Source organism: Kocuria sp. KH4 (genome assembly GCF_053711175.1).
This window is the reverse complement of the sequence record NZ_JBSJYX010000032.1, coordinates 1-23771: the sequence shown is the minus strand read 5'-3', so window position 1 is coordinate 23771 and position 23771 is coordinate 1. Positions and strand designations below refer to the sequence as shown.

The following is a 23771-nucleotide window of genomic DNA, read 5'->3' as shown; positions in this document are numbered from 1 at the left end:
CTCCGCCGGCCGCCGGGGCGGGGCCCGGTCACATGATGCCGGTGGGGACGAGCAGGGCCCACGCCAGGGCGGGGGCGAGGAGCACCACACCGCCGGCGTAGATCATGAGCTCACGGTAGACCCGCTGCCGGTCGTTCTCGCGGGCGTTGGCGACGACGAGGGCGCCGTTGGTGGAGAACGGGGAGATGTCCACGACGGTGGCGGCGATGGCGAGCGCAGCGACCGTGCCGGAGACGCTGAGGGTGCTGGCGGCCAGCAGCGGACCGGCCAAGGGGATGAACGCGGCCAGCAGGGCGGTCGAGGACGCGAAGGCGGAGCCGACACCGATCACGTAGCACAGCACCACGGCGACGAGCAGCGGGGCGCCGAGCGCCAAGGCCATGTGGGCGAGGCTGTCGATCACGCCCACGTGCTGGAGCAGGGAGACGTAGGTGATCATGCCCGCGACCAGCAGGACCGTGGACCAGGAGATGCCGTTGATGAAGCTCTGCTGCTCCTTGACGTTGATCAGCGCCAGGAGCAGTCCGGCCGAGAGGGCGACGAAGCCGATGGGCAGGTGGAAGCCCAGGGTGCACACCAGCATGGCGGCGATCAGGGCCAGGGTGAGGATCTGCTGGCCGCGGGGGCGTGCGGAACCGGCGGCGTCGAGGGCGGTGTGCTGGCCGGCCTCACCGTCGCGCAGCCGGCCGAGGGCGGTGAAGAGGACGAGGGTCAGCACGGAGAGGACGATGTTGATCGCGAAGCTGGCGGCGAACAGGGAGCCCCGGGAGACGGGGAAGCCGTTCTCGGCGGCCACGTCGTGCACCAGCACCCCGGCCACCGACAGCGGGGAGAAGCCGCCGGCGTGAGCGCCGTTGATGATGAACGCGCCCATCAGCACGGGGTGGAGGCGGGATTCGTAGGCGAAGCCGATGGCCGCCGGGGCCAGCAGGGCGACGGCGGCCGGGGAGAAGGTCCCCAGGGCGGTCAGGGCGGCGGCGATCAGGAAGAACATCCAGGGCAGCAGCATGGTCCTGCCGCGGACCAGGCGCACGCAGTTCTGCACGATGACGTCGATGGTGCCGTTGTGCTGGGCCATGCTGAAGAAGTAGGTCACACCGATGATCGTCAGCACGATGCCGGCGGGGAACTCCGCCAGGATCTCCTTGTCGTCCATGCCGAGCATGAAGTAGCCCACGCCGAACGAGGCGACCAGGCCCAGCACCCCGATGTTCACCGGCCACTTGGTGGCCACGACGAACATCACGACGAGGATGACGAGCGGGACGATCTGGGTGGCGGTCATGGCGGGCTCCGTGGTGGGGCCCTCCGGGTCGAGGGCGATGCCGCCCAGCACGAGGGCGACCAGACCCAGGACCCCGACACCGGCCGCCGAGAGCACCAGCCTACGGCGGCGGGGAGGAGCGTCGGGGCGGTCGTCCCGGGTGTCGCCGGCGGGGGCGACGGTCTTCTGCGCGGTCTCGGTCATGGTGGTCTCCTCGGGGGTGCTCCTGCGGCAGGCACGACGGCGGTGCCGGACGCCCGTAGGGGTCGGTGGCGGTGCCCGGTCCGGACGTGGGGGATCTGTCGGACGGGGTCCCCTGCGGCATCCGCGTCCGTGCCGGAGGCCGGGACTCCGGTCGGGGACCCCCTCGGGTGCCGCCTCGGTGATTGGCCTCACTAGAGATTGATGCACATCACACCTTAAGGCAATATCACATCCCTGCACCGGTGTGTAGAGATCCTTAACCCGAGGGCCTGGCCAGCCATTCTCCGCATGCTCCGGCTGCCGCGGCTTCGGAATGCAGGCAGCGCGGGAGGGGGTGCACGCGAGGATGTAGGCCGTGAAGCGTCCGGCGTCGGGCGTGAAGAAACGCTTCACACACCGACGCGAACGGTCGGGCCGCCCGACGAGGTGTGGGGACGGATCCCGGCCGGGACGCCTCTGGCCCGGGTCCGGCGCTCCGGGCCGGAGACCGCGGCAGATGGGACGAGGACAGGGCCCGTGCCGCCGGCGGCACGGGCCCTGTCGGGATAGGAGCTCGTCTAGGCGCGCCCGGCGGCCTTGACGACCAGGACGGGGCAGTCGACCTCCAGCAGGATCTTCTGCGCGACGCTGCCCATGATGAGCTTGCCCACCCGGGAGCGGCGGCGGATGCCGAGCACGATGAGAGCGGGCTGGGTGTCCTGGGCGACGGCGATGGCCTGGTCGCCGGCGTCGTGGATGGTCGGGGACGGCGGGATGACGGTGAGGTGGACTCCGGCGGCTTCGAGCTTGGCCTGGTCGATGGGCAGGTCCTCCGGGGCCGGTCCGTGGCCGTCGGCCTCGGTGGAGAGGACGGCCACGTCCCACCCCTTCTCCAGGGCGATCTCCTCGCCCACGAGCAGGGCGCGTCGGCCGAAGTCGCTGTCGTGGGCGACGATGAGCAGGTGCGGTCGGGTCATGATGACGCCTTTCACGGGTCGTGGGTGGTCGGACGGGGTCAGCCGACGAAGCGGGTGAGCAGGCCCTGTGGCAGGTCTACCGGCAGCAGGGAGGGCAGCGCCAGCAGCACGACCAGGGTCACCGCGGTGTAGATGACGACGACCTTGGTCCGGGCCCGGGCGACGAGGAGCAGGAAGGCGGGGACGAAGACCATGGCCGCCAGCAGGTACCCGCCGAGGTAGACCAGGGTCAGGAACCCCGCCATCCAGACGAAGGTCGTGGCCGCGGTGCGCAGATGCGGCCGGTAGGACCCGGTGGCCGGCCTGCCGCGGCGGGCGAGGATCTCCTTGACCAGCAGGGCGATCGAGAAGATCAGCCCGGCGCCGGAGACCAGCCGGGGCACCAGCGCGGCTTCCGGGGAGAAGCCGCTGGAGACGACCAGCCCGGCGGCGAACAGCACCACGGCGACGACCGCCACGCCCAGGGAGTAGGGGGAGTCGGCCAGCGGGGTCTCCGCGTCGGTCTCGATGTCGTGGGTGTCGTCCTTGTCGCTGCGGCGGCGGTGGCGGACGGTCTTGATGAGGTTCCACAGCGCCGGGATGATCAGGATGGCCAGGAAGACCAGCACTCCGGGGCGCAGCATCCACTCGAAGCCTTCGTAGAGGCTGTCGGTGAGGAAGTAGTAGCGCTCCAGCGGGATGGCCAGCACGAAGCCGATCAGGAACGGGGCGCGGGGAACGCCGGTGGTCTTGAGGAACCAGCCGGCCACCCCGAGCAGGACCATCACCCAGAGGTCGCCGAGCTGTCCGCCGTCCTGGTAGGAGCCCAGGAGCATGAGGACCACGAGCCCGGCCGAGAGCACGGCGAAGGGCACGGCGGTGAGCTTGGCGAGCTTGCCCACGGACAGGAAGCACAGCAGGGCCCCGAGGACGGAGGCGATGGCGAAGGACCACACGATCAGGTACATCAGGTCGAGGTTGTCCTCGATGATGGCCGGACCGGGCTGGATGCCGTAGGTCAGCAGCATGCCCAGCAGCAGCGCCGAGGGCACGCCGCCGGGGATGCCGAAGAGCAGGGTGGGGATCAGGTCCCCGGCCTCCACGGAGTTGTTGGCGCTCTCGGGGCCCACGATGCCGCGGGGGTCGCCCTTGCCGAACCTGGACTTGTCCTTGGCGGTGGCCACGGCCTGGCCGTAGGCCAGCCAGGTGCCGGCGGTGGCCCCGACACCGGGCAGGATCCCGGCCCAGATGCCGATCAGGGAGCCGCGGATGACCTGGGACCAGTGGGTGAGCCACTCGCGGATGCCGGCGAACCAGCCCCCGCCCACCCGGATCTGGGTGGTGTCCCCGCGGCGCTGGCTGGCGCGGCTGGCGATCTCGGCCAGGCCGAACACGCCCAGGGCCACGGCCACCAGGGACAGCCCGTCGCCGAGGAAGAGGCTGCCGAAGGTGAAGCGTTCCTCGGCGGTGGTGGGCGAGATCCCGACCATGCCCAGCAGCAGCCCGAGCATGCCGGCGGTCAGGCCCTTGAGGACGTTGCCGCGGGAGAGCACCGCGGCCAGAGAGACGCCCAGGACGGCGAGCATGAACAGTTCGGGGCTGGCGAAGGACAGCACCAGGGGCCGGGCCAGGGGGATGGCCAGGGTCAGGCCGATGGCCCCGATGATGCCTCCGGCCATCGAGGACAGGAACGCCAGGGACAGGGCCCGGGCGGCCTGGCCCTTCTTGGCCATGGAGTAGCCGTCGAGCATGGTCACCGACGCCGAGGCCGAGCCGGGGGCGCCGAGCAGGACGGCGGAGACGGTGTCGGAGGTGTGGACCACGGCCAGGGCCCCGATGAGCAGCGCCAGGGCGGGCTCGGGGTCCATGCCGAAGGTCACGGGCAGGAGGATGGCCACGGCGCCGGTGCCGCCCAGCCCCGGGATCAGACCCATGATCAGGCCTGCGGTCGCGCCGATGACGAGCATGATCAACAGGCTCGGATCGGTCAGGGAGCTCAGGGCCCCCAAAGCTGCATCAAGCATGGGATGTCCTCAGTGAACGGTGATGTCGTAGGACCTCTGGAGGAGGTCTCGGATGTAGGTGACGGTGTCGTCGGAGACCGTGTAGGCCTCCTGCACCTGGGCGGCGACGTCGTCGCCGGACTCCAGGGGATAGCCGCCCAGGATCTCCTCGGCCTCTTCCAGGAAGGCGGTGTCGGCGGCCATCTTCTGGGCCGACTCCCGCAGCAGGGCCAGGGCCTCGGGCGGGGTGTACTTCGGCGCCCACAGGCCCTTCTGGTAGGTGTAGGTCAGGCCGAGCACGGTCTTGTACGCCTCGAACTCGGGTCCGCTGGGCGCCTGTCCGTGCAGCTGCTCGTAGGCCTCCGCCACGGTGGGCACGTCCGGGAAGTTCGGGTCCCGCACGACCTCGCCGGCCTCGTTGAGCTGGCCGAAGGAGGCCAGCACCACGGCGTCGCCGTCCTCGACCATGCCCTCCACGGCCGACTCGTAGCTGGTGGTGGTCTGGTAGTCCAGGTCGATCTCCCCGCGCTGCAGCGCCAGGTTCACCGGGCCGCGGCCCTCGAAGCCGAAGGTGGCGGTGACGTCGGCGTCCAGCAGGTCGAAGGCGATCAGGGTGGTGATGTCCAGGCCGGTGGCGGTGATCCCGCCGAACTCCAACGGGGTCTCCCGGTCCACGAGGTCCTCCACGCCCTGCACGCCGGCGTCGGTGCGGGCGTAGATGACCCCGCCGGTGCCGTTGACCAGCACGGGCTCGAGCTCGTCGAAGGAGTAGTGCACCGCTTCGCGCTCCAGCAGCCAGGGCACCACGGTGGTGGCGGTGCTGACCAGCAGCTCCGTGCCGTCGGGCTCGGCGGAGGTGACGAACTGGTTGCTGCCGGTGATGCCCTCGCCACCGGCCTCGTTGATCGGGGAGAAGCCGGGCTGTCCGGGGATGTGCTCGGTCATCTCCGCCCCGATGAAACGGGCCCAGGTGTCGGTCCCCCCGCCCTCGGCCAGCGGGATGAGCAACGAAAGGGTCTCCCCGGCGTAGTCGCCGTCGGTGGTGGTGGCCGGGGGGTTGAGGATGTCCCCGCCCAGCACGGTGGCCACCAGGCCCAGGACCCCGAATCCGGCCACCGCCGCCAGCACGGTCCGGCGCGTGGGAGCCGGCGGGTCGGGGCGCTGGTCCTCGGCCTCTCCCCCGGGGTTCTCGGGGCGTGGGTCCTGCACGGGCTCAGTCATGGTCGGCTCCTCGGGCGGTGGTCCCGACGGATGCGGCGGCTTCGGCGCCGGGGGCCTCGGGCAGGTGGATGGTGGTGGTGGCGATGGTGCGGGCGGTGCGGTCGACGCCGACGACCAGGGTGCCGTCGTTCTCCTCGGACCAGGTGTCGATCACCCCGGCGGGGGTGCGCAGCCACAGGGTGCCCTCCGGGGTGTCCCCGACCATGTCGTGCAGCACGGTGCCGGGAGTGCGGGTGGCCAGGGTCAGGGCGATGCTGCCGGTGATGGCCAGGGCCGGGTGCGGCTTGCCCATCGACAGCATCATCACGTTGACGTCGCAGGTCGGGTCGGCCGGGGCGGGGGCGGCGACGATGGCCAGCTTGGGGATCGCCCGGGCGGCCCCGTCGATCGTGGGGGCCAGGCCCATCCGCACCGCCGCCTGCCGGCGCACGCGCTCGAGGGTGTCCAGCTGCAGCTCCACCCCGGTGCGCCAGGTCTCGTACCGGGCCGGGTCCAGGCCCAGCTCCTCGGCCCGGACGATGACCACCGGCGCCCCGGCGTCGACCATGGACACCGTCAGGGGCGTGCCGCCGGCGGTGATCGTGTCGGTGGCCGAACCGGTGGGCAGCAGCGCACCGGTGGTCTTGCCGGCAGGGTCCTGGAAGCCCAGCCCCACCCGGTAGCCGGGGAAGGGCACCCCGGGCATCTGCGCGTCCGGGACGGAGGGCAGGGCCCGGTGGGGGGTGGGGACCCGCTGGACGATGATCTGGCCGGTGTTGGTGTTGCGGGTGACGATGCGGGTCATTCCCTCGGCGGGAGTGATCCAGCCCTTCTCCAGGGCGTACAGGCCCACGACGGCGGAGCAGTTGCCGCAGTTGCTGCCCCAGTCGACGGTGGCCTCCTCGATCCCCACCTGGGCGAAGGTGAACTCCACGTCGACCTCGTCGTCGGCGGGAGCCCGGTGGAGGATCACCGCCTTGCTGGTGGTCGAGGTCGCCCCGCCGACCCCGTCGATCTGCCGGGGGTCGGGGCTGCCGAACAGCCTCGGCAGCAGCGCATCCACGCTCGAGCCGCTCGCCTGCAGATGCTCGCTCTCGAACACCCAGCACTTGCTGGTGCCGCCGCGCATCCATTCCGCTTCGATCTTCATGGGGGTGACCACGTCTCCTCGTCTCTCCGTCCGGTGGTGGGACTGAGATGAGATTGAGCCAGGTCACAAATTAAGACAATGTCGACTTTCTCCAGTGGGATGTAGGTATGCTTCATTCGTTACCGCCATCGGCTTCGCCACGGCGACATTTCCCGGCGGGGGTCCCCGCGGAGCCCCGGAACCCCTCGGATGACCGGGGTGGATGCAGTCGATGAACGATTCGAGGAGGAGGGTGAACCGTTGCTTCACGACGAGGGCCAGCACTTGTTCGACATCCGGCGCCTGGCGCTGCTGGTGGAGGTGGTGGAGCAGGGCTCGATCACCGCGGCGGCGGAACTGATGATGTACACGCCCTCGGCCGTGTCCCAGCAGCTGCGCAAGCTCGAGCAGGAGGTCGGCCAGCCCCTGCTCAACCGCCGCTCCCGCGGGGTGGTGCCCACCGAGGCCGGGCAGGTGCTGGCCGACCACGCCCGGAAGATCGTGCGGCAGATGCGGGCCGCGCAGTCCGACCTGGATCAGATCGCCGGGCTCAAGCGCGGTTCCCTGACCATCGGCACCTTTCCCACCCTGGCCGGGTCCTTCCTGCCCACCGTCATCAGGGTGTTCAAGAAGCGCTACCCGGCCATCAACCTGTCGGTGCGCAGCGCCCGCTTCGACGAGCTCGTCGCCGATCTGGAATCCGGGACCACCGGGCTCTGCCTGCTGTGGGACTACCCCTGGAATCCCTTCGAGGACGAGACCGTCCGGGTCACCGAGGTCTTCCAGGAGTCCACCGTCGTCCTGGTGGCCCGGGGCCACCGCCTGGCCGACCGGGAGGAGATCACCATGGAGGAGCTGCGTCACGAGTCGTGGATCGTGCGCGCCGAGGCCCACCCGGTGGTGGAGGTCCTGCAGCGGTCCGCCCACGAGGCCGGGTTCGAACCGACCATCGGGTTCCTGGCCAACGACTACCAGGAGGCCCAGGCCATGGTCAGCGTGGGCATGGGCGTGGCCATGGTGCCCAGGACCGCCGTGGCTCTGCAGCACCCCGACGTGCGGGTGCTGCGCCTGGGTCCCGAGGCTCCGCAGCGCCGTGTGCTGCTGGCCCAGCGCCAGGACAAGGTCTACGCTCCGGCAGAGGTGGCCTTCCACTCCACCCTCCTGGAGGTCGCCCGCGAACGGGCCGGCGACTACCTCTAGCCGGGGCCGGCGAGACGCCCCCGCCCCGGGGAGCGGACACCCTGAAGCACTCCGGGAAGGACGATCCATGACGTTGCAGTGCGCGGTGATCGACGACTACCAGGACGCCGCCCGCCGCTTCGCCGACTGGTCCCAGCTGGGTGACCGGGTGGAGCTGACCGTGTTCACCGATCACCTCACCGACGAGGATGCGGTGGCCCACCGGCTGGCGCCCTTCGACGTCGTGGTCATCATGCGCGAACGCACCCCCTTCCCCGCCACCCTGCTGGCCCGGCTGCCCCGGCTGCGGCTGCTGATCACCTCCGGGATGCGCAACGCCGCCGTCGACCTCGCCGCGGCCCGGGCGCAGGGGGTCACCGTGTGCGGCACCGCCAGCAGCACCGCACCTCCGGTGGAGCTGACCTGGGCCCTGATCCTGGGCCTCGTCCGCCATCTCGTCCCGGAGAGCACCGCCCTGCGGGACCGCGGCCCGTGGCAGCAGACCGTGGGCGGCGACCTGCACGGAGCCACCCTGGGCCTGCTGGGGCTGGGCCGGATCGGCACCCAGGTCGCCCGCATCGGGGCGGCCTTCGGCATGGACGTGCTCGCCTGGAGCCAGCACCTCACCCGTGAGCGCGCCGAGGCGGCCGGGGTCCGGCCGGCGGCCTCCAAGGAGGCGCTGCTGGCCGCCGCCGACGTCGTCTCGATCCACCTGGTGCTCGGCGAGCGCACCCGCGGGCTGCTCGGGGCCCAGGAGCTGGCCCTGCTGAAGCCCACCGCCTACCTCGTCAACACCTCCCGGGCCGGGATCGTGGACCAGGACGCCCTGCTGGACGCCCTCCGGCACCAGCGGATCGCCGGGGCCGGCCTGGACGTCTTCGCCGAGGAACCGCTGCCGGCCGACTCCGCGCTCCGGGACCTGCCCAACGTGCTGGCCACCCCGCACCTGGGCTACGTCACCGCCCGCAACTACCGGGCCTACTTCACCCAGGCCGTGGAGAACGTCCGGACGTTCCTCGACGGCGCCCCCGTCCGGCTCCTGTGACCGGCCGGGGGCGGCATCCTCGTGCACGGCCCGGAGTTCAACGGCCCGGGCTCAACGCACCGTCGCGGTGCGGGGCGGTGGTGCGGTACTGCCGCGGCGTCAGCCCGTAGGCCTCGTGGAAGACGCGGGAGAAGTGGGACGGGTTGACGAGGCCCCACCGGGCGGCGATACCGGCGATCGTCCAGTCGCGGTACCGGGGATCGACCAGATCGCGACGGCAGTGCTCCAGGCGGCGGGCCCGGATCCACTCGTTGACGGTGGTGCCCTCGGCCTCGAACAGTTTGTGCAGGTAGCGCACGGAGATGTGCTGGGCCTCGGCCAGCGTCGCCGGCCCGAGTTCTACGTCGCCCAGGCGGTCCTCGGCGCAGGACTGCACCTGGGCGAGCAGCGACGCGGCACGGGTGATTTCCACGGACGGCCGGTGCTCCTCGAGGGTCTCGGTGAAACAGGCGGAGAGGACGTCGAGCACGGCATCGTCCAGGAACGGACCGACCTTCCCGGGGCCGGTGAGGGTCTTGCGGCCCAGGCCGGCGAGGAAGGGGGCGGCCAGCGCCCCGGCTCCCGCGCGGCCGGCGATGCGGCGGGCGGTGACATGGCGCATGGCGTCGGCGGTGACCCGCAGCAGGGGGCGAGGGAACATGGCCACCAGGACCCGGAAGTCCTCGTCGTAGACCAGCTCGAAGGGGCGTGTGGTGTCGTAGACCGTGAGGTCCCCGGGGGTGAGCAGGGCCTCTCGGCCGTCCTGGCGCACGATGCCGGTGCCGGCCACCTGGAGGCTGACCTTGTAGAAGTCGTGGTCACCGGCGTCGATCGACCCCCGGGTGCGCAGCACGCGATGCGGCAGGGCGGCGACCTCCGAGAGGACGACGGCCCCCAGGGTGGCCGTGGCCATGCTGGCCCGGAAGTCCGTGCCGCCGTGCGCATCGACCTGCAGCGGGCCGAACTCCCCGGTGACCGCGCGCTGAAAAGTACGTGGTGAGCCGAAGCTCTCTGCCCGTGGAGCCGGTGCCAGCTCAGTCATGATGCTCCTCGTCCGGGGGCCGGGTCGGTGAGGGGCGCGTCGTGCGCACCGGGTACCTGATCCAACCATCGCCCACCCATGATCGGCCAATCCCGTGTGACCCTCAACACGGACTGTGCACTGGGTGACACATGTCGTTCCCCCAGGGACAAGACCGTGCGGCTCCTGCGGCGAATACTCGATGGCAATCCATCGTGGACCGCCTCACCCCGCCGGCCCCGCCAGGTGGCGCCGGCTTCGGCGCCGGTGATCCGCCACGTCCGACCGATCAGGGGGTCACCATGTCTTCACCGGCCGCATCCCGCACTCACGCCGAGGCCCGTCCCGGACCGGAACAGCACTCCGGCTCCGAGCTGCACGCCCGCTTGTCCTGGAAGGACGCCTTCGCGATGTCGATGGCCGTCTCCGGCGGGCTCTACGTCTCCTTCGGGGCCACCGTGGCCGTGGTCGGGGGCCTGTCGGCGATGTCCCTGTGGGCCTTCGCGGCGCTGATCGGCTGGGTGCAGAACAGCCTGTTCGCCGAGATGGCCTCGATCTTCCCGGACAAGCCCGGCGGGGTGCCGATCTACGCCCACGAGGCCTGGCGGGAACGCTTCGCCCCGGCCGGGGCGCTGGCCACCTTCGGCTACTGGTTCGGCTGGTCGGCGGTGATCTCGATCGTCAGCGTGACCGCCGGGGCCGTCGTCGCCGCCCGCTGGCTGCCCGAGGCCACCTGGGCGGTGGACCTGGGGGTGGCCCAGCTGGCCCCGGCGCAGCTGATCGGCATCGGGCTGATCCTGCTCATCATGGTGCCCAACCTCTTCGGCGCCCAGCCGGCCGCCTGGGTGAACAAGGTGATCGGGGTGCTGCTGCTGGCCTCCTTCGCGGTGTTCGTCGCCGCCCCCCTCGTCTCCGGCGAATGGCGGGCCCCGAACCTCACCTGGGGTCTGGGCGATCTGGCCGCCGCCCCCTGGGCCACGCTCCAGCTGGCCCTGGTATGGCTGTACCTGATCGGCTGGACCGCCTACGGCACCGAGATGTGCGCCGCCTTCATGCCCGAGTACCGCTCGCGGAAGGACGGCAGGAAGGCGCTGCTCACCTCCGGGGCGTACACCTTCGGGATCTTCCTGCTCGTGCCCTTCGGCGTCGGCGGGCTCGTCACCCAAGAGGAGGCCGCGGCGGATCCGGCCGGGATGTTCGTCACCGCCTTCACCCGCGTCCTGCCCGCCGGCCCCCTGGCCGATGTGATGCTGCTGGCCATCCTGGCCGCCCTGCTGATGGGGGTGAACGCCTCGATGGCCGACGGCTCCCGCACCCTCTACGGTGCCGCGATCGACGGGCTGGCGCCCCGGCAGCTCGAGAAGCTCAACCGCCACGGGGTGCCGGCCCGGGCGATCCACGCCGCCGTGGTGATGAACGTCGTGCTCATCGTCTTCATCGCCAACCCGATCTCCATCCTGGTCGCGGCCAACCTGGGCTACCTGCTGGCGATCCTGCTGGCCCTGGCCGGCTTCCTCGTCCTGCGCCGCGACCACCCCGAGTACGACCGGCCCTTCCGGGTGGGACGCCACGCGGTGCCCCTGGCCGCGGTGCTGGTCGCCTACACCGCGGTCGTGCTGGTGGTCGGGGCCCTGTCCACCGAGCTGACCGGCTACGGCGGGCCCAAGGAACTGGCCATCGGCATCGGCATCCTGGCCCTGTCCCTGGCGCTCTACCTCTACCGCCGCCGCGTCCAGGACCACCTGCCCCTGCTGCGCGACCCCCGACCCACCACGGCCGCCACCCCGTCCCCCGGATTCCGCTGAGTCCGACCCGTCCGATCCAGATCCGGAACACCCCGCCCGAAAGGAACCACCATGTCCGAGGTCCTCTCCGCCGTCTTCCACGCCGACACCGGCACCACCGCTCCCGAGCCCTTCGAGGTCGGCACCGTCCGGTGGCTGCGCAAGCCCGGGCAGGGCGGGCGCGAGGCCCTGTCGGCCGGGATCTGGGAGGTCACCCCCGAGCAGGCCCCGGAGGCCTTCGACCTGCCCATCCACCAGGACGAGAGCATCTACATCGTCGCCGGCCACCTGCGCATCCAGGTGCAGGACGGAGACGTCTTCGACCTCACCGCCGGATCCATGGCCTCCTTCACCGAAGGCGCGACGACCCGCTGGCAGGTCCTGGAGCCCACCGTCGAGTTCTTCGTCTACAGCTGAGCCGGCGGCGCCGCGTGCGTGCCGCCGGCTGCCGTTCCCATTCCGATCCCCGCCGAAGGAGTACTTCCCATGACCACCGACAACTCGTTCCAGGACTACGTGCCCGTCGATCAGTGGCCCTCCGTGTCCACCATGCTCGACGGCTTCGGGGACCAGACCCTTCCCGCCTCCCCGGCCCTGGCCGGCACCAGCGTGACCCTGCGGGGCGAGGACGGCCGACGCTTCACCCTGGGCTTCCACGATGCCTCCTCCCTGACCTGGGCCGTCGCCGCCGCGGCGGACGATCCGGAGAGCGTGGAGGCCACCTACAAGGCCGTCGAGGCCCGCCCGGGGATCTTCATCATCGACGTCGTGCACGGCGAGGACCGGCAGATGCGCGATGTCACCGTGGTCCTGAACCAGGACACCGGTGCGGCCACCGTGGCCGTCTCCGCGCTCCACGAGCAGGACGGCGCCGTCAAGGGCGGCACCGAGTTCACCCACGCCCGCGTCGAGGGCACCGAGGCAGCCCTCCACGCGCGTTCCGCCGGGCTGGTGGGCAAGCGGATCTACTACCGCTACAGCGACGTGGAGGCCTACGAGCACATCTACCTCACCCCCGGCACGTTCGTGTGGCACTGCCTGCGCGGTGGGGAGAAGGGACTGGCCGACGTCGACCGGACCCTGACCTTCGAGGTGGCCGAGGACCTCTACCTCTTCTTCTGGACCGAGCGGGTCATGACCGTGGAGTCGGTGCTGCTGGTGGACCTGCGCGAGCAGCGCTCGATCGGGCGGATGTTCGGCTGGGACGACACCACCGCCGAACCGCTGGTGCTGCCCTTCAACTCACGGCTCACCGTCATGAACACCACCGAATACCCGCAGGACCACCACAAGCACTGAGCACCGGCCCGGCCCCACCCCCGGCCGCGCCCGTGTCCACCCCGTCTGTCCACCCCCGTCGGAGGAAAACGATCATGACCGAGAACATCAGTGACGTCGTCGTCATCGGCGCCGGCTTCGCCGGGCTGACCGCTGCCCGGGAGCTGTCCCAGCGCGGGCACACGGTGACCGTCCTCGAGGCGAAGGACCGCATCGGCGGGCGCACCTGGCTCGAGGACCGGTTGGGCCGGCCCCTGGAGCTCGGCGGGACCTGGGTGCACTGGATCCAGCCCTTCGTGTGGGCCGAGATGGGCCGCTACGGCATCAAACCCGTCGCCGGCCCGGAGTTCACCACCGGCTACCGCCGCGTCGACGGGCAGATCGTCAAGGGCGGGGCCCAGGAGATCCTGGCGCTGATGGACGAGGCGAACACCCGCCTGCTGGCCCCGGCCCGGGAGGTCTTCCCGCTGCCGTGGGAGCCGCTGCACAACCCCGTGTGCACGGAGATCGACCGCATCACCCTGGCCCGGGCCATCGACGACCTGGACCTGGACCCGCAGGTGGACCAGTTGGTGCGGTCGTTCTGGGCGCTGAACTTCAACGGTCGCCTGGACGAGGCGGCCTACACCCAGGCCCTGCGCTGGGCGGCGATCTCCAACGGGGACTGGATGCTGATGTTCGAGGCCTGCGCCACCTACAAGATCGCCGGCGGCACCAGGACGCTCATCGAGGCGATCCGCGCCGACGCCGAGATCGACCTGCGCCTGAGCACCCCCGTCACCGCCGTGGACCAGTCGGACAGCACGGTGTCCGTCACCACTGCCGACGGGGCCCGGTTTACCGCCGCCGCCGTGGTCCTCACCCTGCCCCTGGGCGCCCTGGGCGGCGTCGAGTTCAGCCCGGCGCTGTCCGCGCCCAAGGCGAAGGCCGTCGAACGGGGTCAGGCCGGGCGCGGGGCGAAGCTGTGGATCACGGTGAAGGGCGAGCAGGAGCGGTTCGTGGCCTTCGCCCCGGCGGAATCAGCGCTGAACTTCGTCCAGGCCGAGTACTTCGACGCCGGCACCACCACCCTGGTCGCCTTCGGCCCCGACGCCACCGCCGTGCCCACCGACGACGTCGCCGCCGCCCAGGCGATGCTCGATGAGCTCGTGCCCGGGCTGGAGGTCCTGGAGGTCACCGGCCACGACTGGGTGGCCGACCAGTACGCCGGGGAGACCTGGCCCATGCACTACGCCGGGCACCTCACCGAGTGCTTCGAAGACCTGCAGCGCCCCGACGGGCGGGTGTTCCTCGCCGGGGCCGACTACGCCACCGGCTGGGGCGGCTTCATCGACGGGGCCATCGAGAGCGGACTGACCGCCGCCCGCCGGATCCGGGAGCTGCTGGCCCATTCCCATCCCGCGGAGGCCCGGCTCACCGTCTGAGCTTCCGCTCCACAGACCGCCGGGGCGAGTTCCCGGCCGTCGTCGGGCCTGCCCCGGCTCCACCCCCTCCCCGAGGTCGCCGCCACCCGCTGTCCGGCACCGACTCGGAATCCATCGACCATCGCGATCCACCCGATCACGACCCAGGAGAACCACCATGACCGTCGAGTCCCCTGCCCTGTCCACCTTCTCGAGCGCGGCCGAGCTGCTGGCCGTGATCCAGCCCGCCGCCGGCGGGCGCACCCTGCTCGACCCGGCCACCGGTGAGGTCGTCGGCCGGGCCCCCGAGCACACCGTCGCCGAGCTGGACGCCGCCGTCGCCGCGGCGCGGGCCGCCCAGCCCGGGTGGGCCGCCCGTGGCCACGCCGAACGCTCGGCGCTGCTCGTGGCCGCCGCGGAGGCCGTGGAGGCCTCCGCGGAGGCGCTGGCCGAGCTGCTGAGCCGGGAGCAGGGGAAGCCGCTCAACGGCGCCGGGGCCCGCTTCGAGGTCGGCGCGTGCGCGGCGTGGCTGCGCGCCACCGCCGCCCTGCCCCTGGAGCCGGAGGTCCTCGTCGACGAGGACGGCACCCACGCCGAGCTGCACTACCGACCCCTGGGCGTGGTCGGGGCGATCGGACCGTGGAACTGGCCGATGATGATTCACACCTGGCAGATCGCCCCGTCCCTGCGGATGGGCAACACCGTGGTGGTCAAGCCCTCGGGGTACACCCCGCTGTCGGTGCTGGCCCTGGTCCAGGTGATCAACCAGGTCCTCCCTGCCGGCGTGCTGCAGGTGGTCACCGGGGCCCGGGAGATCGGTGAGTCCCTGGTCGCCCACCCGGGGGTGGACAAGATCATGTTCACCGGCTCCACCCCGGCCGGGAAGGCGATCATCCGCAACTCCGCCGACACCGTGAAACGCCTGACCATGGAACTGGGCGGCAACGACGCCGGCATCGTGCTGCCCGACGTCGACCCGGCCGCGATCGCCGAGACCCTGTTCTGGGGGGCGTTCCTCAACACCGGCCAGACGTGTGCGGCGCTGAAGCGCCTCTACGTCCACGCCGACGTCCACGACGCCGTGTGCGAGGCCCTCACCGCGGTCGCCGCGGCCATGCCCATGGGGGTGGGCCTGGACGAGAACAACGTGCTGGGCCCGCTGCAGAACCAGGCCCAGTACGACGTCGTGGCCGACCTCGTGGAGCACGCCAGGGCCGGCGGCGGCCGGGTGCTCATCGGCGGCAACCCTGAGAAGGACCGGCCCGGATACTTCTATCCCACCACCCTGGTGGCCGATCTGGACAACGACAACCCGCTGGTCGCCGAGGAGCAGTTCGGCCCGGCCCTGCCCATCGTCCGGTACACCGACGTGGAGGAGGCCATCACCATGGCCAACGCCCTGGAGGTCGGCCTGGGAGCCTCGGTGTGGTCGGGTGACCCCGCCCGGGCCCGAGAGGTCGCCGCCCGCCTCGAGGCCGGGACCGTGTGGATCAACAAGCACGGCAACGTCGACCCCCGGATCCCCTTCGGCGGAGCCAAGCAGTCCGGCTACGGCCTGGAGTTCGGCGTGGAAGGCCTCAAGCACCTCGGCGCACCCCAGGTCATCAACGGCTAGGCACCTCCGTGTGAACGGCGCCGGCACCCCGTCGAGGAGGTGCCGGCGCAGCCGGTGAGCAGGGCGGGAGCGGCGGTCGCCGCGCAGGTGGTGACGCCTGCGCGGCGACCGTGTCGAGGCGCCGTCACGGAATCCGAGGCCTCGGTTCGACGGGGACCGTCGCGGGGAGTTCAGGCGCGGGCGCGGCGGCGGGCCACCAGCGCGGAGCCGGCCACGGCCAGGGCCCCGGCGCCGGCCACGGCGATCGCGGCGGCAGTGCCGGTGCCGGTCTGCTGGGTGACGCCGGTGTCGGCCCCGCCCTCGGGCATCGCGCCCATCTGGGAGGCAGCCAGGGTGCCGCAGGCCGCCGGCAGGGTCGCGGCCGCCGGCAGCGACGGGTCGAGGTCGCTCATCTTCTCGGCCGCCGCGGCCGGCATCTTGGCCGGGTCCACCCCGTGGACGACCACGACCGCGGTGCCGGCCTGCAGGGCCTCGGCGGTGGCCGCGTCCAGCTCGAAGGTCCGCTCGTAGGTGTAGGCGGACCCGCCCGGGAAGCGCTCCACGGCCAGACCGGAGTCGGGGCTGGTGTCGCCCTCGAGGGTCAGGGAGGTGCCGATCATGCCGTAGGAGGGGTGGCCCTCGGTGGTGTTGACCACCCCGTCGCCGTCGGTGTCGGCCTCGGGGCCGGGGCAGGTGCCCTGGCCGTGGATGTGGATGTGCTGGGCGTGGGGGAAGGGTCCGTCCATGAAGGTCTCCGCCGCGCCGGTGACGTTCATCGTGACGGTGGCCTCGGTGCCGTGGACATCGACCATGACCTCCCCGGTGGTGCCCGAGTTGTTCAGGGTGCTCAGGGTCGCCTGGGAGGACCAGGACTCCTGGGCGTGGTCGGCGGCCAGCGCGGGGGCGGCCGAGAGGGTCATCGCGCCCAGGGCGAGGGTGGGAACGGCAAGCAGACGCATCGTCGTGTTCATCATCGTGTCCTTCGTCGTGCCGGGTCTGCACAGCGGGGTGTGTGCACGGGGAGTTCGGAGCCGATCACCGCCCGGACGGGTGGGCCGGGAGAAAACTTCGGAGGAACTTCCGCCGCGGTGCTCCCGGTGCAGGGACACGACCGCCGGGTCCGTCACCGCGAGGCGTGGCAGGGTGCCGCCGGTGCACGCCCACGCCGTGCGCAGGGGACGGTGCCCTCGAGTCGGGTGGTTCCCCACCTCGTCGACCGCGGCGGACCCATCCGTTGGGCGGTCGGCGGCGAACTGCAGACATGACCCGTCCTCCCGCCCTGTGGGCCTGTGGCCGCCACGGCCGGACCGCGCCCGGCCGCCGGTCCCACCGGACCCTGCGGGAGGCTCCGTGAACACGCTGTGCGCCTGGCCCTGGGACACCGATCACGTGCACGAGTGGGTGGCCCTCTACGCGGTGGACGCCCTGGAGCCGGTCGAGCAGGCCGCCTTCGAGGCGCATCTGCCGGGATGCCCCTGGTGTGCGGTGCAGATCGCCGGCTACGCCGAGGTCACCGCCCGTCTGGCGCAGGCGGTGGCCCGACACCCACCGCCGGCGCTGCGCCGGTCCGTGCTGGAGGCCGTCCACCATGCCCGGGCCCTGGTCCGGGCTGCCCAGGGCGCGCACGGCCGGTGGGCACCGTCCGCGCGATCCCGGCAGCAGCTCACCACCAGGGATGATGAGCGTGTGCGCCATCTGCTGTCCGCATCCGACGTGGCCGTCCACCGGATCGAGGTGGAGGGACGGGCCGCCGCCGTGGTCGTGTCCCGCGAGGCGGGCACCGCCCTGTTCGTCGCCCCCGACCTGCTCGATCCCGGGCCGGGCCGGGAGTACCAGCTGTGGCTGATCGACGACGGGGGGCCTGTCCCGGATGTGACCGTCCCCGGTGGGCGGGTCCGCACCTGGTTGGCCGGGAACGTGGCCGGTGCCGGAGCGATCGCCGTGACCGTCGAACCGGCCGGGGGCTCCACCACCCCCACGTGGCCGGCGCTGGCCGCCGCCGGGATCTGAGCCGGGCCACGCCATGACCACCCCGACCCCGCCGTGGAGGAGCACCTGGGCACCGGGCACCACCCGGCCCGACGGCCCACCGGCCCACCCGCCATCGCCGGTGCGCCCGCTCGCGCGCGTGGTGCGCGGGGTCGTCGCCGGTATCCTCTCCACCGCCCTGGCGGGCGCCTCGCACGTCGCCGTGGACCCGGCGGCCCCGGACCCGGTGGCGGTGTCCGCCGCGGTGGCCGCCGCGGTCGGGGTGTGCGTGCTGCTGGCCGGGCACCGGATGGGTCCGGTGCGCCTGGGTGCGGCGGTGGCCCTGAGCCAGGGGAGCTATCACCTGCTGTTCTCCCTGCCGCACGGGAACACCGCCGGCGCTCATGCCGGGCAGCGGGCCGACCTGGCCGCCGCCCACCCCCATCCCCCACCAGGGGCGCTGTTCCCCGATCTCCCCTCGGCCGGGACCATATACTGGCCGATGCTGCTGATGCACCTGCTGGCCGTGGTGGTGACCTATCTCCTCCTGCGCCACGGGGAACGAGCCTGGTGGTCCCTGGTCGACGCCCTGGGCGCCCTGGCCCGAAGGGTCCTCGCACCGGTCGTTCCACGGATCACCGCTCCACGCCCCCTCAGGCGATCCCACCGGCCTCTCCCCCACGATTTGCAGGACCTCGGTCACGCCCTGCGGATCATCACCCCTCGCGGGCCGCCCGTTCCGCTGTCCTGAGTTCCCCTTCCCGTCCTGTCGCGGCGGCGGCACACCGTCGTCGCCCCGTGGAACGGGCGCCCCACCCACTTCTCGAGGGACCCACCGGCCGCGCTCATCGGCCGTCCGTGCACGCTCCGCGACCCCGCCCGGCGGTGGTCTCCCCCGACCTCTCCGACAGGTGAACCCACCATGCCCACTGCCACCACCCTCGATCCCCGTCCGCCCCAGCCCCCGCCTCCGCCGACCTCGCGGGGGTGGGGGAAGCAGCTGCTGCTGCGCCTGCACTTCTACATCGGCGTGTTCATCGGCCCCTTCCTGCTGATCGCCGCGCTCTCCGGGGCCGCCTACGCACTGAGCCCGCAACTGGAGCGAGCCGTCCACGCCGACGCCCTGACCGGCACCGTCACCGATCGGCCGCTGTCCCTGGACGCCCAGGTCGCCGCCGCCCAGGAGGTCACCGGCCTGCAAGCGACCCCGGCGGCAGTGCGCCCGGCCACCGACGGGGGCACCACCCGGGTGATGTTCACCGACCCGGCGCTGGGTGCCTCCGAGCACCGGGGGGTGTTCGTGGATCCGGGCACCGGGGAGGTGGTCGGGGACGAGACCGTTTACGGCACCAGCGGGTCCCTGCCGGTGAGCACCGCCATCTCGCGGTTCCACCGCAGCCTGGGGCTGGGTGAGCCGGGGCGGCTCTACAGCGAGTTGGCCGCCTCCTGGCTCGGCGTCGCCGCGGTGACCGGTCTGGGGCTGTGGGGCGTCCGGTGGCGGAGGGCCCGGGCCGGACGGAAGGCCCGTGGTCTGCTGACCCCGGAGCTCAAAGACAGCAATCGGTATCGGCGGACCGTGTCCTGGCACGCGGCCACCGGGGTGTGGCTGGCGGCGGGTTTCGTGTTCCTCTCGGCCACCGGCCTGACCTGGTCCACCTACGCCGGGGCCAACGTGAGCGCGCTGCGCACGACGCTGGGGTGGACCACCCCGGTGCTCGAGAAGACCCTGGACCCCGCCCAGGAACCGGCCGGCGGGAACGAGCACGCCGAGCACACCGGCAACCACGACCACACCGCCATGACGGAGGCCACCGGCCAGGACACCGGGTCCTTCGACGTGGTGCTGGCCACCGCCCGTGAGGCCGGGATTGACGCCGACATGGTGGAGATCAAGCCCGCCGCCGAGGCCGGTACGGCCTGGTCGGTGGCCGAGATCGACCGGTCCTGGCCCACCCAGGTCGACGCGGTGGCCGTGGATCCGGCCACCGGGCAGGTCGGCGACCAGGTGCGCTTCGCCGAGTACGGGACCATGGCCAAGCTCGCCCAATGGGGCGTGGCCGCCCACATGGGGGTGCTCTTCGGTCCGCTCAACCAGGTCGTGCTGCTCGTGCTCGCCCTGGGGCTGGCGGCGATGGTGGTGTGGGGTTATCTGATGTGGTGGCGCCGCCGCCCCACCCGCGCCACCGGTCTCACCGCCGGGGCGGCCCCCGTGCGCGGCGGCTTGCGCCGGGCGCCGTGGGCCGCCGTGGCCGGCGTCGCCGTGGTCGTCGTGGCCCTGGGGATGTTCTTCCCGCTGTTGGGCATCAGCCTGGCCGCGTTCCTGGCCCTGGACCTGGCCCTGGGAGCGGTGGCCGCACGCCGCAGAGCCCCCTGAGCGAACAGCAGCACGGCAGGGGCGCCCGGCGCACGTGGTGCACCGGGCGCCCCTGCCCGGCGTCCTGCGCCCGACGCCGGCGCCGCAGACGGACCCCCATCGGTGCGGGCCCGCCGCCCCCGGCGTGGGCTGTCCCCCATGGTCCGGGGGCGCGAGGGCCATGCCGCGTTTGAAGCTTTGGCGAAGATTGCCGCCGGGACGGGCTGAGGGGCGTCCGGCCCGGTGGGGTGGGGACACACTGGAAGCATGAACCCTGGCGCCGACTCCACCACCGCTGCGGGGCGGGTGCTGGTGGTCGATGACGAGAGGCCGCTGGCGCAGATGGTGGCCACCTACCTCTCCCGGGCCGGCTACGACGTCGCCCAGGCCCACACCGGCCCTGCCGCCCTGGAGGCCGCGCGGGCGTACCCGCCGGACGTGGTGGTCCTGGACCTGGGGCTGCCGGGACTGGACGGGATCGAGGTGTGCCGACGGCTCCGGGAGTTCACCTCCTGCTACGTGCTGATGCTCACCGCCCGCGGGGACGAGGAGGACAAGCTCGCCGGACTGGCGGCCGGGGCCGATGACTACATCACCAAGCCCTTCAGCGTGCGCGAGCTCGTCGCCCGGGTGGCCGCGGTGCTGCGCCGGCCCCGCACCACCCTCGCCCCGGCAGCACCGGCCCGCTCCTTCGGGGACCTCGTCGTGGACCTGGCCGCCCACCAGGCGCGCGTGGGCCAGGCCCCGGTGCCGCTGACGCGCACCGAGTTCGACCTGCTGGCGGCCCTGGCCCTGCGCCCGCACCAGGCGCTGACCCGCCGCCAGCTCATCGACACGGTGTGGGGCCCGTCCTGGGTGGGGGACGAACGGCTGGTGGATGTGCACATCGGCCACCTGCGCCGCAAACTCACCGGCGCCTGTGCCGACGGGGACCACATCGACACCGTGCGCGGGGTCGGCTACCGGATGGGGACCCCGTGAACGCCCGGCGGGCCCCGGGCGGACTGGCCTCCCGCTTCTTCCTCGCCCAGACCCTGGTGGTGACCGCCAGCATCCTCGCCGCCGTGGCGGCGGCTTCCCTGGCCGGGCCCCCGATCTTCCACGAACACCTGGTGCGCGCCGGGGCCGGGGACGACCCCGCGCAGCTGATGCACGTGGAGCAGGCCTACCGCGACGCCAACCTGTGGACCGTGGGGGTAGCCCTGACCACCGCCCTGGCCTGCGCGGTGGGGGTGAGCTGGTTCTTCACCGGCCGCCTCCAGCGCCCCCTGCGTGCGCTGACCCGGGCCGCCGGGACCATGGCCGCCGGCCGCTACGACATCCGCGTCCCGGCCATGGCCGCCGGAGCCGAGGTGGATGCTCTCGCCGCCTCGTTCAACACCCTGGCCGCCCGGCTGGAGCGCACCGAGCACGTGCGCCGGCGCATGCTCTCGGATCTGGCCCACGAGATGCGCACCCCCCTGTCCGTGATCTCGGTCTACCTCGAGGCCCTCCAGGACGGGGTCACCGATTGGGATGCGACCACCCACGGGCTGCTCGCCGACCAGCTGGCCCGGCTGACCCGGCTGGTCGAGGACATCCACGACGTCTCCCGCGCCGAGGAGGGACGCCTGGCCCTGGAGACCACCTCGGTGCCGGTGGGCGAGCTGCTGCGCGCGGCCGCCGAGGCCCACCGGGAGGCCTACGCCGCCAAGGGGGTGGCGCTGGAGGTCGGTCCGGCGACCGGCACCGTCGAGGTGGACCGGCAACGGATGGGACAGGTGCTGGGCAACCTGCTCACCAACGCCCTGCGCCACACCCCGCCCCGGGGCGCCGTCACCGTGACCGCGACCGTCCCGGACCCTGAACAGGTGCTCCTGCAGGTCGCCGACACCGGGGAGGGCATTCCCGCGGAGCACCTGCCGCATGTCTTCGAACGCTTCTACCGCAGCGGCACCGCCCGGGACCGCGACAGCGGCGGCTCCGGGATCGGGCTGACCATCTCGCGCGCCCTGGTCGAGGCCCACGGCGGGACCCTGGCCGCCGCCTCTGCCGGCCCCGGCCAGGGGGCGGTCTTCACGATGGAGATTCCGGCCCGGCACGCACCGTCGCGGGAGGGCCGGTGATGAGCACCCCGCACCGCTGTCGGTCGAGGCCACCGGCCGACGTGCACACCGTCCATGGGACGGGCCCGCGCGATCGCGCCCATCCCGCCCCGGCGGCCGTGCAGCACCGCACGGCCCCTGCCCCGCAGACCCCATCCCGCACGAAGCAAGGACACCCCATGAAGCACACCACGCCCCTGACTGCCCTGGCCCTCGCCTGCACCCTGGCCCTGGCCGGCTGCGTCGGCGGAACCACAGAGGACACCGACGGCACCACCGGGACCACGAGCACCGCAGAAGCCTCGAGAACCGCAGCCGAGGTGTCCGCCGAGCACAACGACGCGGATGTCATGTTCGCGCAGATGATGATCCCGCACCATCAGCAGGCCGTGGACATGAGCCGGACCCTGCTGGACAAGGACGACATCCCCGATGACGTCCGCGGTTTCGCCCAGAAGGTGGTCGATGCCCAGGGCCCGGAGATCGCGCAGCTCAACACCATGCTCAGCGGCTGGGGTGAGGAGCCCATGAGCGAGTCCGGCGGCATGGACCACGGGTCCATGGGCCACGGCTCGGACTCCGGGATGGGCGGGATGATGACCGCCGAGGACATGCAGGCCCTGGAGGCCGCCGAGGGCGCCGAGGCCGCTCGGCTGTACCTGGAGCAGATGACCACCCATCACGAAGGCGCCGTCCAGATGGCCCAGGACGAGGTCACCAACGGCCAGAACCCGCAAGCGGTGGACATGGCCCGGAGGATCAGCACCGACCAGCAGGCCGAGATCACCGAGATGGAGACCCTGTTGCAGGAGCTGCCCGAGCAGTCCTGACCCGGCCACGGCACCGGGACCCGGCGATGCCCGTCACTTCCTCTCCGCACCGGCGTCCGTGCCTTCACCGGCCCGGAATACCCGGATCGTCGGAGCGGTTCTGGTGGGTGTCCCCTCCCCTGATCTCCCTGTGAAGGAGCATGCTTCCGCGCATGGCCACCGATTACGACACCCCGCGCACCCGCCCCGAGGACGAGCCGGCCAACGAGTCCCTGGAGGCGATCCGGGCCCGCACCAGCACGGCCACCCAGGTCCCCTTGATCGATCTCGAGGACGCCGACACCGCCGAGGGCATCGACCTGCCCGGCGCTGACCTCTCCCACGAAGAGCTCACCGTGGCCGTGGTGCCGCAGCAGGCCGACGAGTTCACCTGTTCCTCCTGCTTCCTGGTCCACCACCGCTCCCAGCTCGCCCGCCGGCACAACGGTCTGGCGTACTGCACGGACTGCGAGGGCTGAGCTCCTCGGCTCTCGGACAGAGCGACGGCGCGGGCCCCGGCACCTGACGGTGCCGGGGCC

General features: G+C 72.3%; 21 protein-coding genes. 14 read left to right on the top strand and 7 right to left on the bottom strand.

Features of this window, described 5'->3' with window-relative positions; genetic code table 11:
* Positions 1-28: 28 nt before the first annotated feature.
* From ACWCOM_RS17430 to ACWCOM_RS17410, 5 genes are all read right to left on the bottom strand, one after another.
* Positions 29-1468: an SLC13 family permease gene (locus ACWCOM_RS17430; protein ID WP_454550015.1), complete on the bottom strand. Its 1440-nt coding sequence runs from the start codon at positions 1466-1468 to the stop codon at positions 29-31.
* 557 nt (positions 1469-2025) lie between these two features.
* A complete protein-coding gene (locus ACWCOM_RS17425) occupies positions 2026-2424 on the bottom strand; it encodes a universal stress protein (protein WP_454550014.1) in 399 nt (132 codons plus the stop codon).
* A 38-nt stretch (positions 2425-2462) separates the two neighbouring features.
* On the bottom strand, positions 2463-4427 hold the full coding sequence (locus tag ACWCOM_RS17420) for a tripartite tricarboxylate transporter permease (protein WP_454550013.1): 1965 nt from the start codon (positions 4425-4427) through the stop codon (positions 2463-2465).
* 9 nt (positions 4428-4436) lie between these two features.
* Positions 4437-5627, bottom strand: a complete 1191-nt coding sequence (locus ACWCOM_RS17415) for a Bug family tripartite tricarboxylate transporter substrate binding protein (RefSeq protein WP_454550012.1) — start codon at positions 5625-5627, stop codon at positions 4437-4439.
* Complete coding sequence (locus tag ACWCOM_RS17410; protein WP_454550011.1) at positions 5620-6756, bottom strand: PrpF domain-containing protein; 1137 nt, start codon at positions 6754-6756, stop codon at positions 5620-5622. The genes ACWCOM_RS17415 and ACWCOM_RS17410 overlap by 8 nt, the downstream gene beginning before the upstream one ends.
* A 240-nt stretch (positions 6757-6996) precedes the next feature.
* On the opposite strand from ACWCOM_RS17410, the gene ACWCOM_RS17405 reads away from it, so the two are divergent.
* The gene (locus ACWCOM_RS17405) at positions 6997-7935 is read left to right on the top strand and encodes a LysR substrate-binding domain-containing protein (RefSeq protein WP_454550023.1); all 939 of its coding nucleotides are present in this window, start codon (positions 6997-6999) and stop codon (positions 7933-7935) included.
* Positions 7936-8002: 67 nt separating this feature from the next.
* On the top strand, positions 8003-8959 hold the full coding sequence (locus ACWCOM_RS17400) for a D-2-hydroxyacid dehydrogenase family protein (protein ID WP_454550010.1): 957 nt from the start codon (positions 8003-8005) through the stop codon (positions 8957-8959).
* A gap of 37 nt (positions 8960-8996) precedes the next feature.
* On the opposite strand, the gene ACWCOM_RS17395 is transcribed toward ACWCOM_RS17400, so the two are convergent.
* Positions 8997-9980 carry an AraC-like ligand-binding domain-containing protein gene (locus tag ACWCOM_RS17395; protein ID WP_454550009.1) on the bottom strand — a complete coding sequence of 328 codons (984 nt, stop codon included), beginning with the start codon at positions 9978-9980 and terminating at the stop codon, positions 8997-8999.
* A 281-nt stretch (positions 9981-10261) separates the two neighbouring features.
* On the opposite strand from ACWCOM_RS17395, the gene ACWCOM_RS17390 reads away from it, so the two are divergent.
* The 5 genes from ACWCOM_RS17390 (at position 10262) to ACWCOM_RS17370 (ending at position 16039) form a co-directional block, all read left to right on the top strand.
* Positions 10262-11764: an APC family permease gene (locus tag ACWCOM_RS17390; protein WP_454550008.1), complete on the top strand. Its 1503-nt coding sequence runs from the start codon at positions 10262-10264 to the stop codon at positions 11762-11764.
* Positions 11765-11815: 51 nt separating this feature from the next.
* Positions 11816-12160: a cupin domain-containing protein gene (locus ACWCOM_RS17385; RefSeq protein WP_454550007.1), complete on the top strand. Its 345-nt coding sequence runs from the start codon at positions 11816-11818 to the stop codon at positions 12158-12160.
* Positions 12161-12229: 69 nt separating this feature from the next.
* Complete coding sequence (locus ACWCOM_RS17380) at positions 12230-13042, top strand: MoaF C-terminal domain-containing protein (RefSeq protein ID WP_454550006.1); 813 nt, start codon at positions 12230-12232, stop codon at positions 13040-13042.
* A 74-nt stretch (positions 13043-13116) separates the two neighbouring features.
* Complete coding sequence (locus ACWCOM_RS17375) at positions 13117-14445, top strand: flavin monoamine oxidase family protein (protein ID WP_454550005.1); 1329 nt, start codon at positions 13117-13119, stop codon at positions 14443-14445.
* A 157-nt stretch (positions 14446-14602) separates the two neighbouring features.
* Positions 14603-16039: an aldehyde dehydrogenase family protein gene (locus ACWCOM_RS17370; protein ID WP_454550004.1), complete on the top strand. Its 1437-nt coding sequence runs from the start codon at positions 14603-14605 to the stop codon at positions 16037-16039.
* 170 nt (positions 16040-16209) lie between these two features.
* Here ACWCOM_RS17370 and ACWCOM_RS17365 read toward each other — a convergent pair whose 3' ends face one another.
* A complete protein-coding gene (locus ACWCOM_RS17365) occupies positions 16210-16992 on the bottom strand; it encodes a hypothetical protein (protein WP_454550003.1) in 783 nt (260 codons plus the stop codon).
* 376 nt (positions 16993-17368) lie between these two features.
* Here ACWCOM_RS17365 and ACWCOM_RS17360 point away from each other — a divergent pair, with 376 nt between their 5' ends.
* From ACWCOM_RS17360 to ACWCOM_RS17330, 7 genes are all read left to right on the top strand, one after another.
* Positions 17369-18028 (top strand): anti-sigma factor, encoded by a 660-nt coding sequence (locus ACWCOM_RS17360; protein ID WP_454550002.1) that lies wholly within the window; start codon positions 17369-17371, stop codon positions 18026-18028.
* 13 nt (positions 18029-18041) lie between these two features.
* Positions 18042-18737, top strand: coding sequence for a hypothetical protein (locus ACWCOM_RS17355; protein ID WP_454550001.1), 696 nt, complete (start codon positions 18042-18044; stop codon positions 18735-18737).
* Between the two features lie 171 nt (positions 18738-18908).
* Positions 18909-20360: a PepSY-associated TM helix domain-containing protein gene (locus ACWCOM_RS17350; RefSeq protein ID WP_454550000.1), complete on the top strand. Its 1452-nt coding sequence runs from the start codon at positions 18909-18911 to the stop codon at positions 20358-20360.
* A 246-nt stretch (positions 20361-20606) separates the two neighbouring features.
* Positions 20607-21320 carry a response regulator transcription factor gene (locus ACWCOM_RS17345; RefSeq protein WP_454549999.1) on the top strand — a complete coding sequence of 238 codons (714 nt, stop codon included), beginning with the start codon at positions 20607-20609 and terminating at the stop codon, positions 21318-21320.
* Positions 21317-22444 (top strand): sensor histidine kinase, encoded by a 1128-nt coding sequence (locus ACWCOM_RS17340; protein WP_454549998.1) that lies wholly within the window; start codon positions 21317-21319, stop codon positions 22442-22444. The genes ACWCOM_RS17345 and ACWCOM_RS17340 overlap by 4 nt, the downstream gene beginning before the upstream one ends.
* 158 nt (positions 22445-22602) lie before the next feature.
* Positions 22603-23253, top strand: coding sequence for a DUF305 domain-containing protein (locus ACWCOM_RS17335; protein WP_454549997.1), 651 nt, complete (start codon positions 22603-22605; stop codon positions 23251-23253).
* A gap of 152 nt (positions 23254-23405) precedes the next feature.
* Positions 23406-23711, top strand: a complete 306-nt coding sequence (locus ACWCOM_RS17330) for a DUF4193 domain-containing protein (RefSeq protein WP_454549996.1) — start codon at positions 23406-23408, stop codon at positions 23709-23711.
* The last annotated feature ends 60 nt before the right edge of the window (positions 23712-23771 follow it).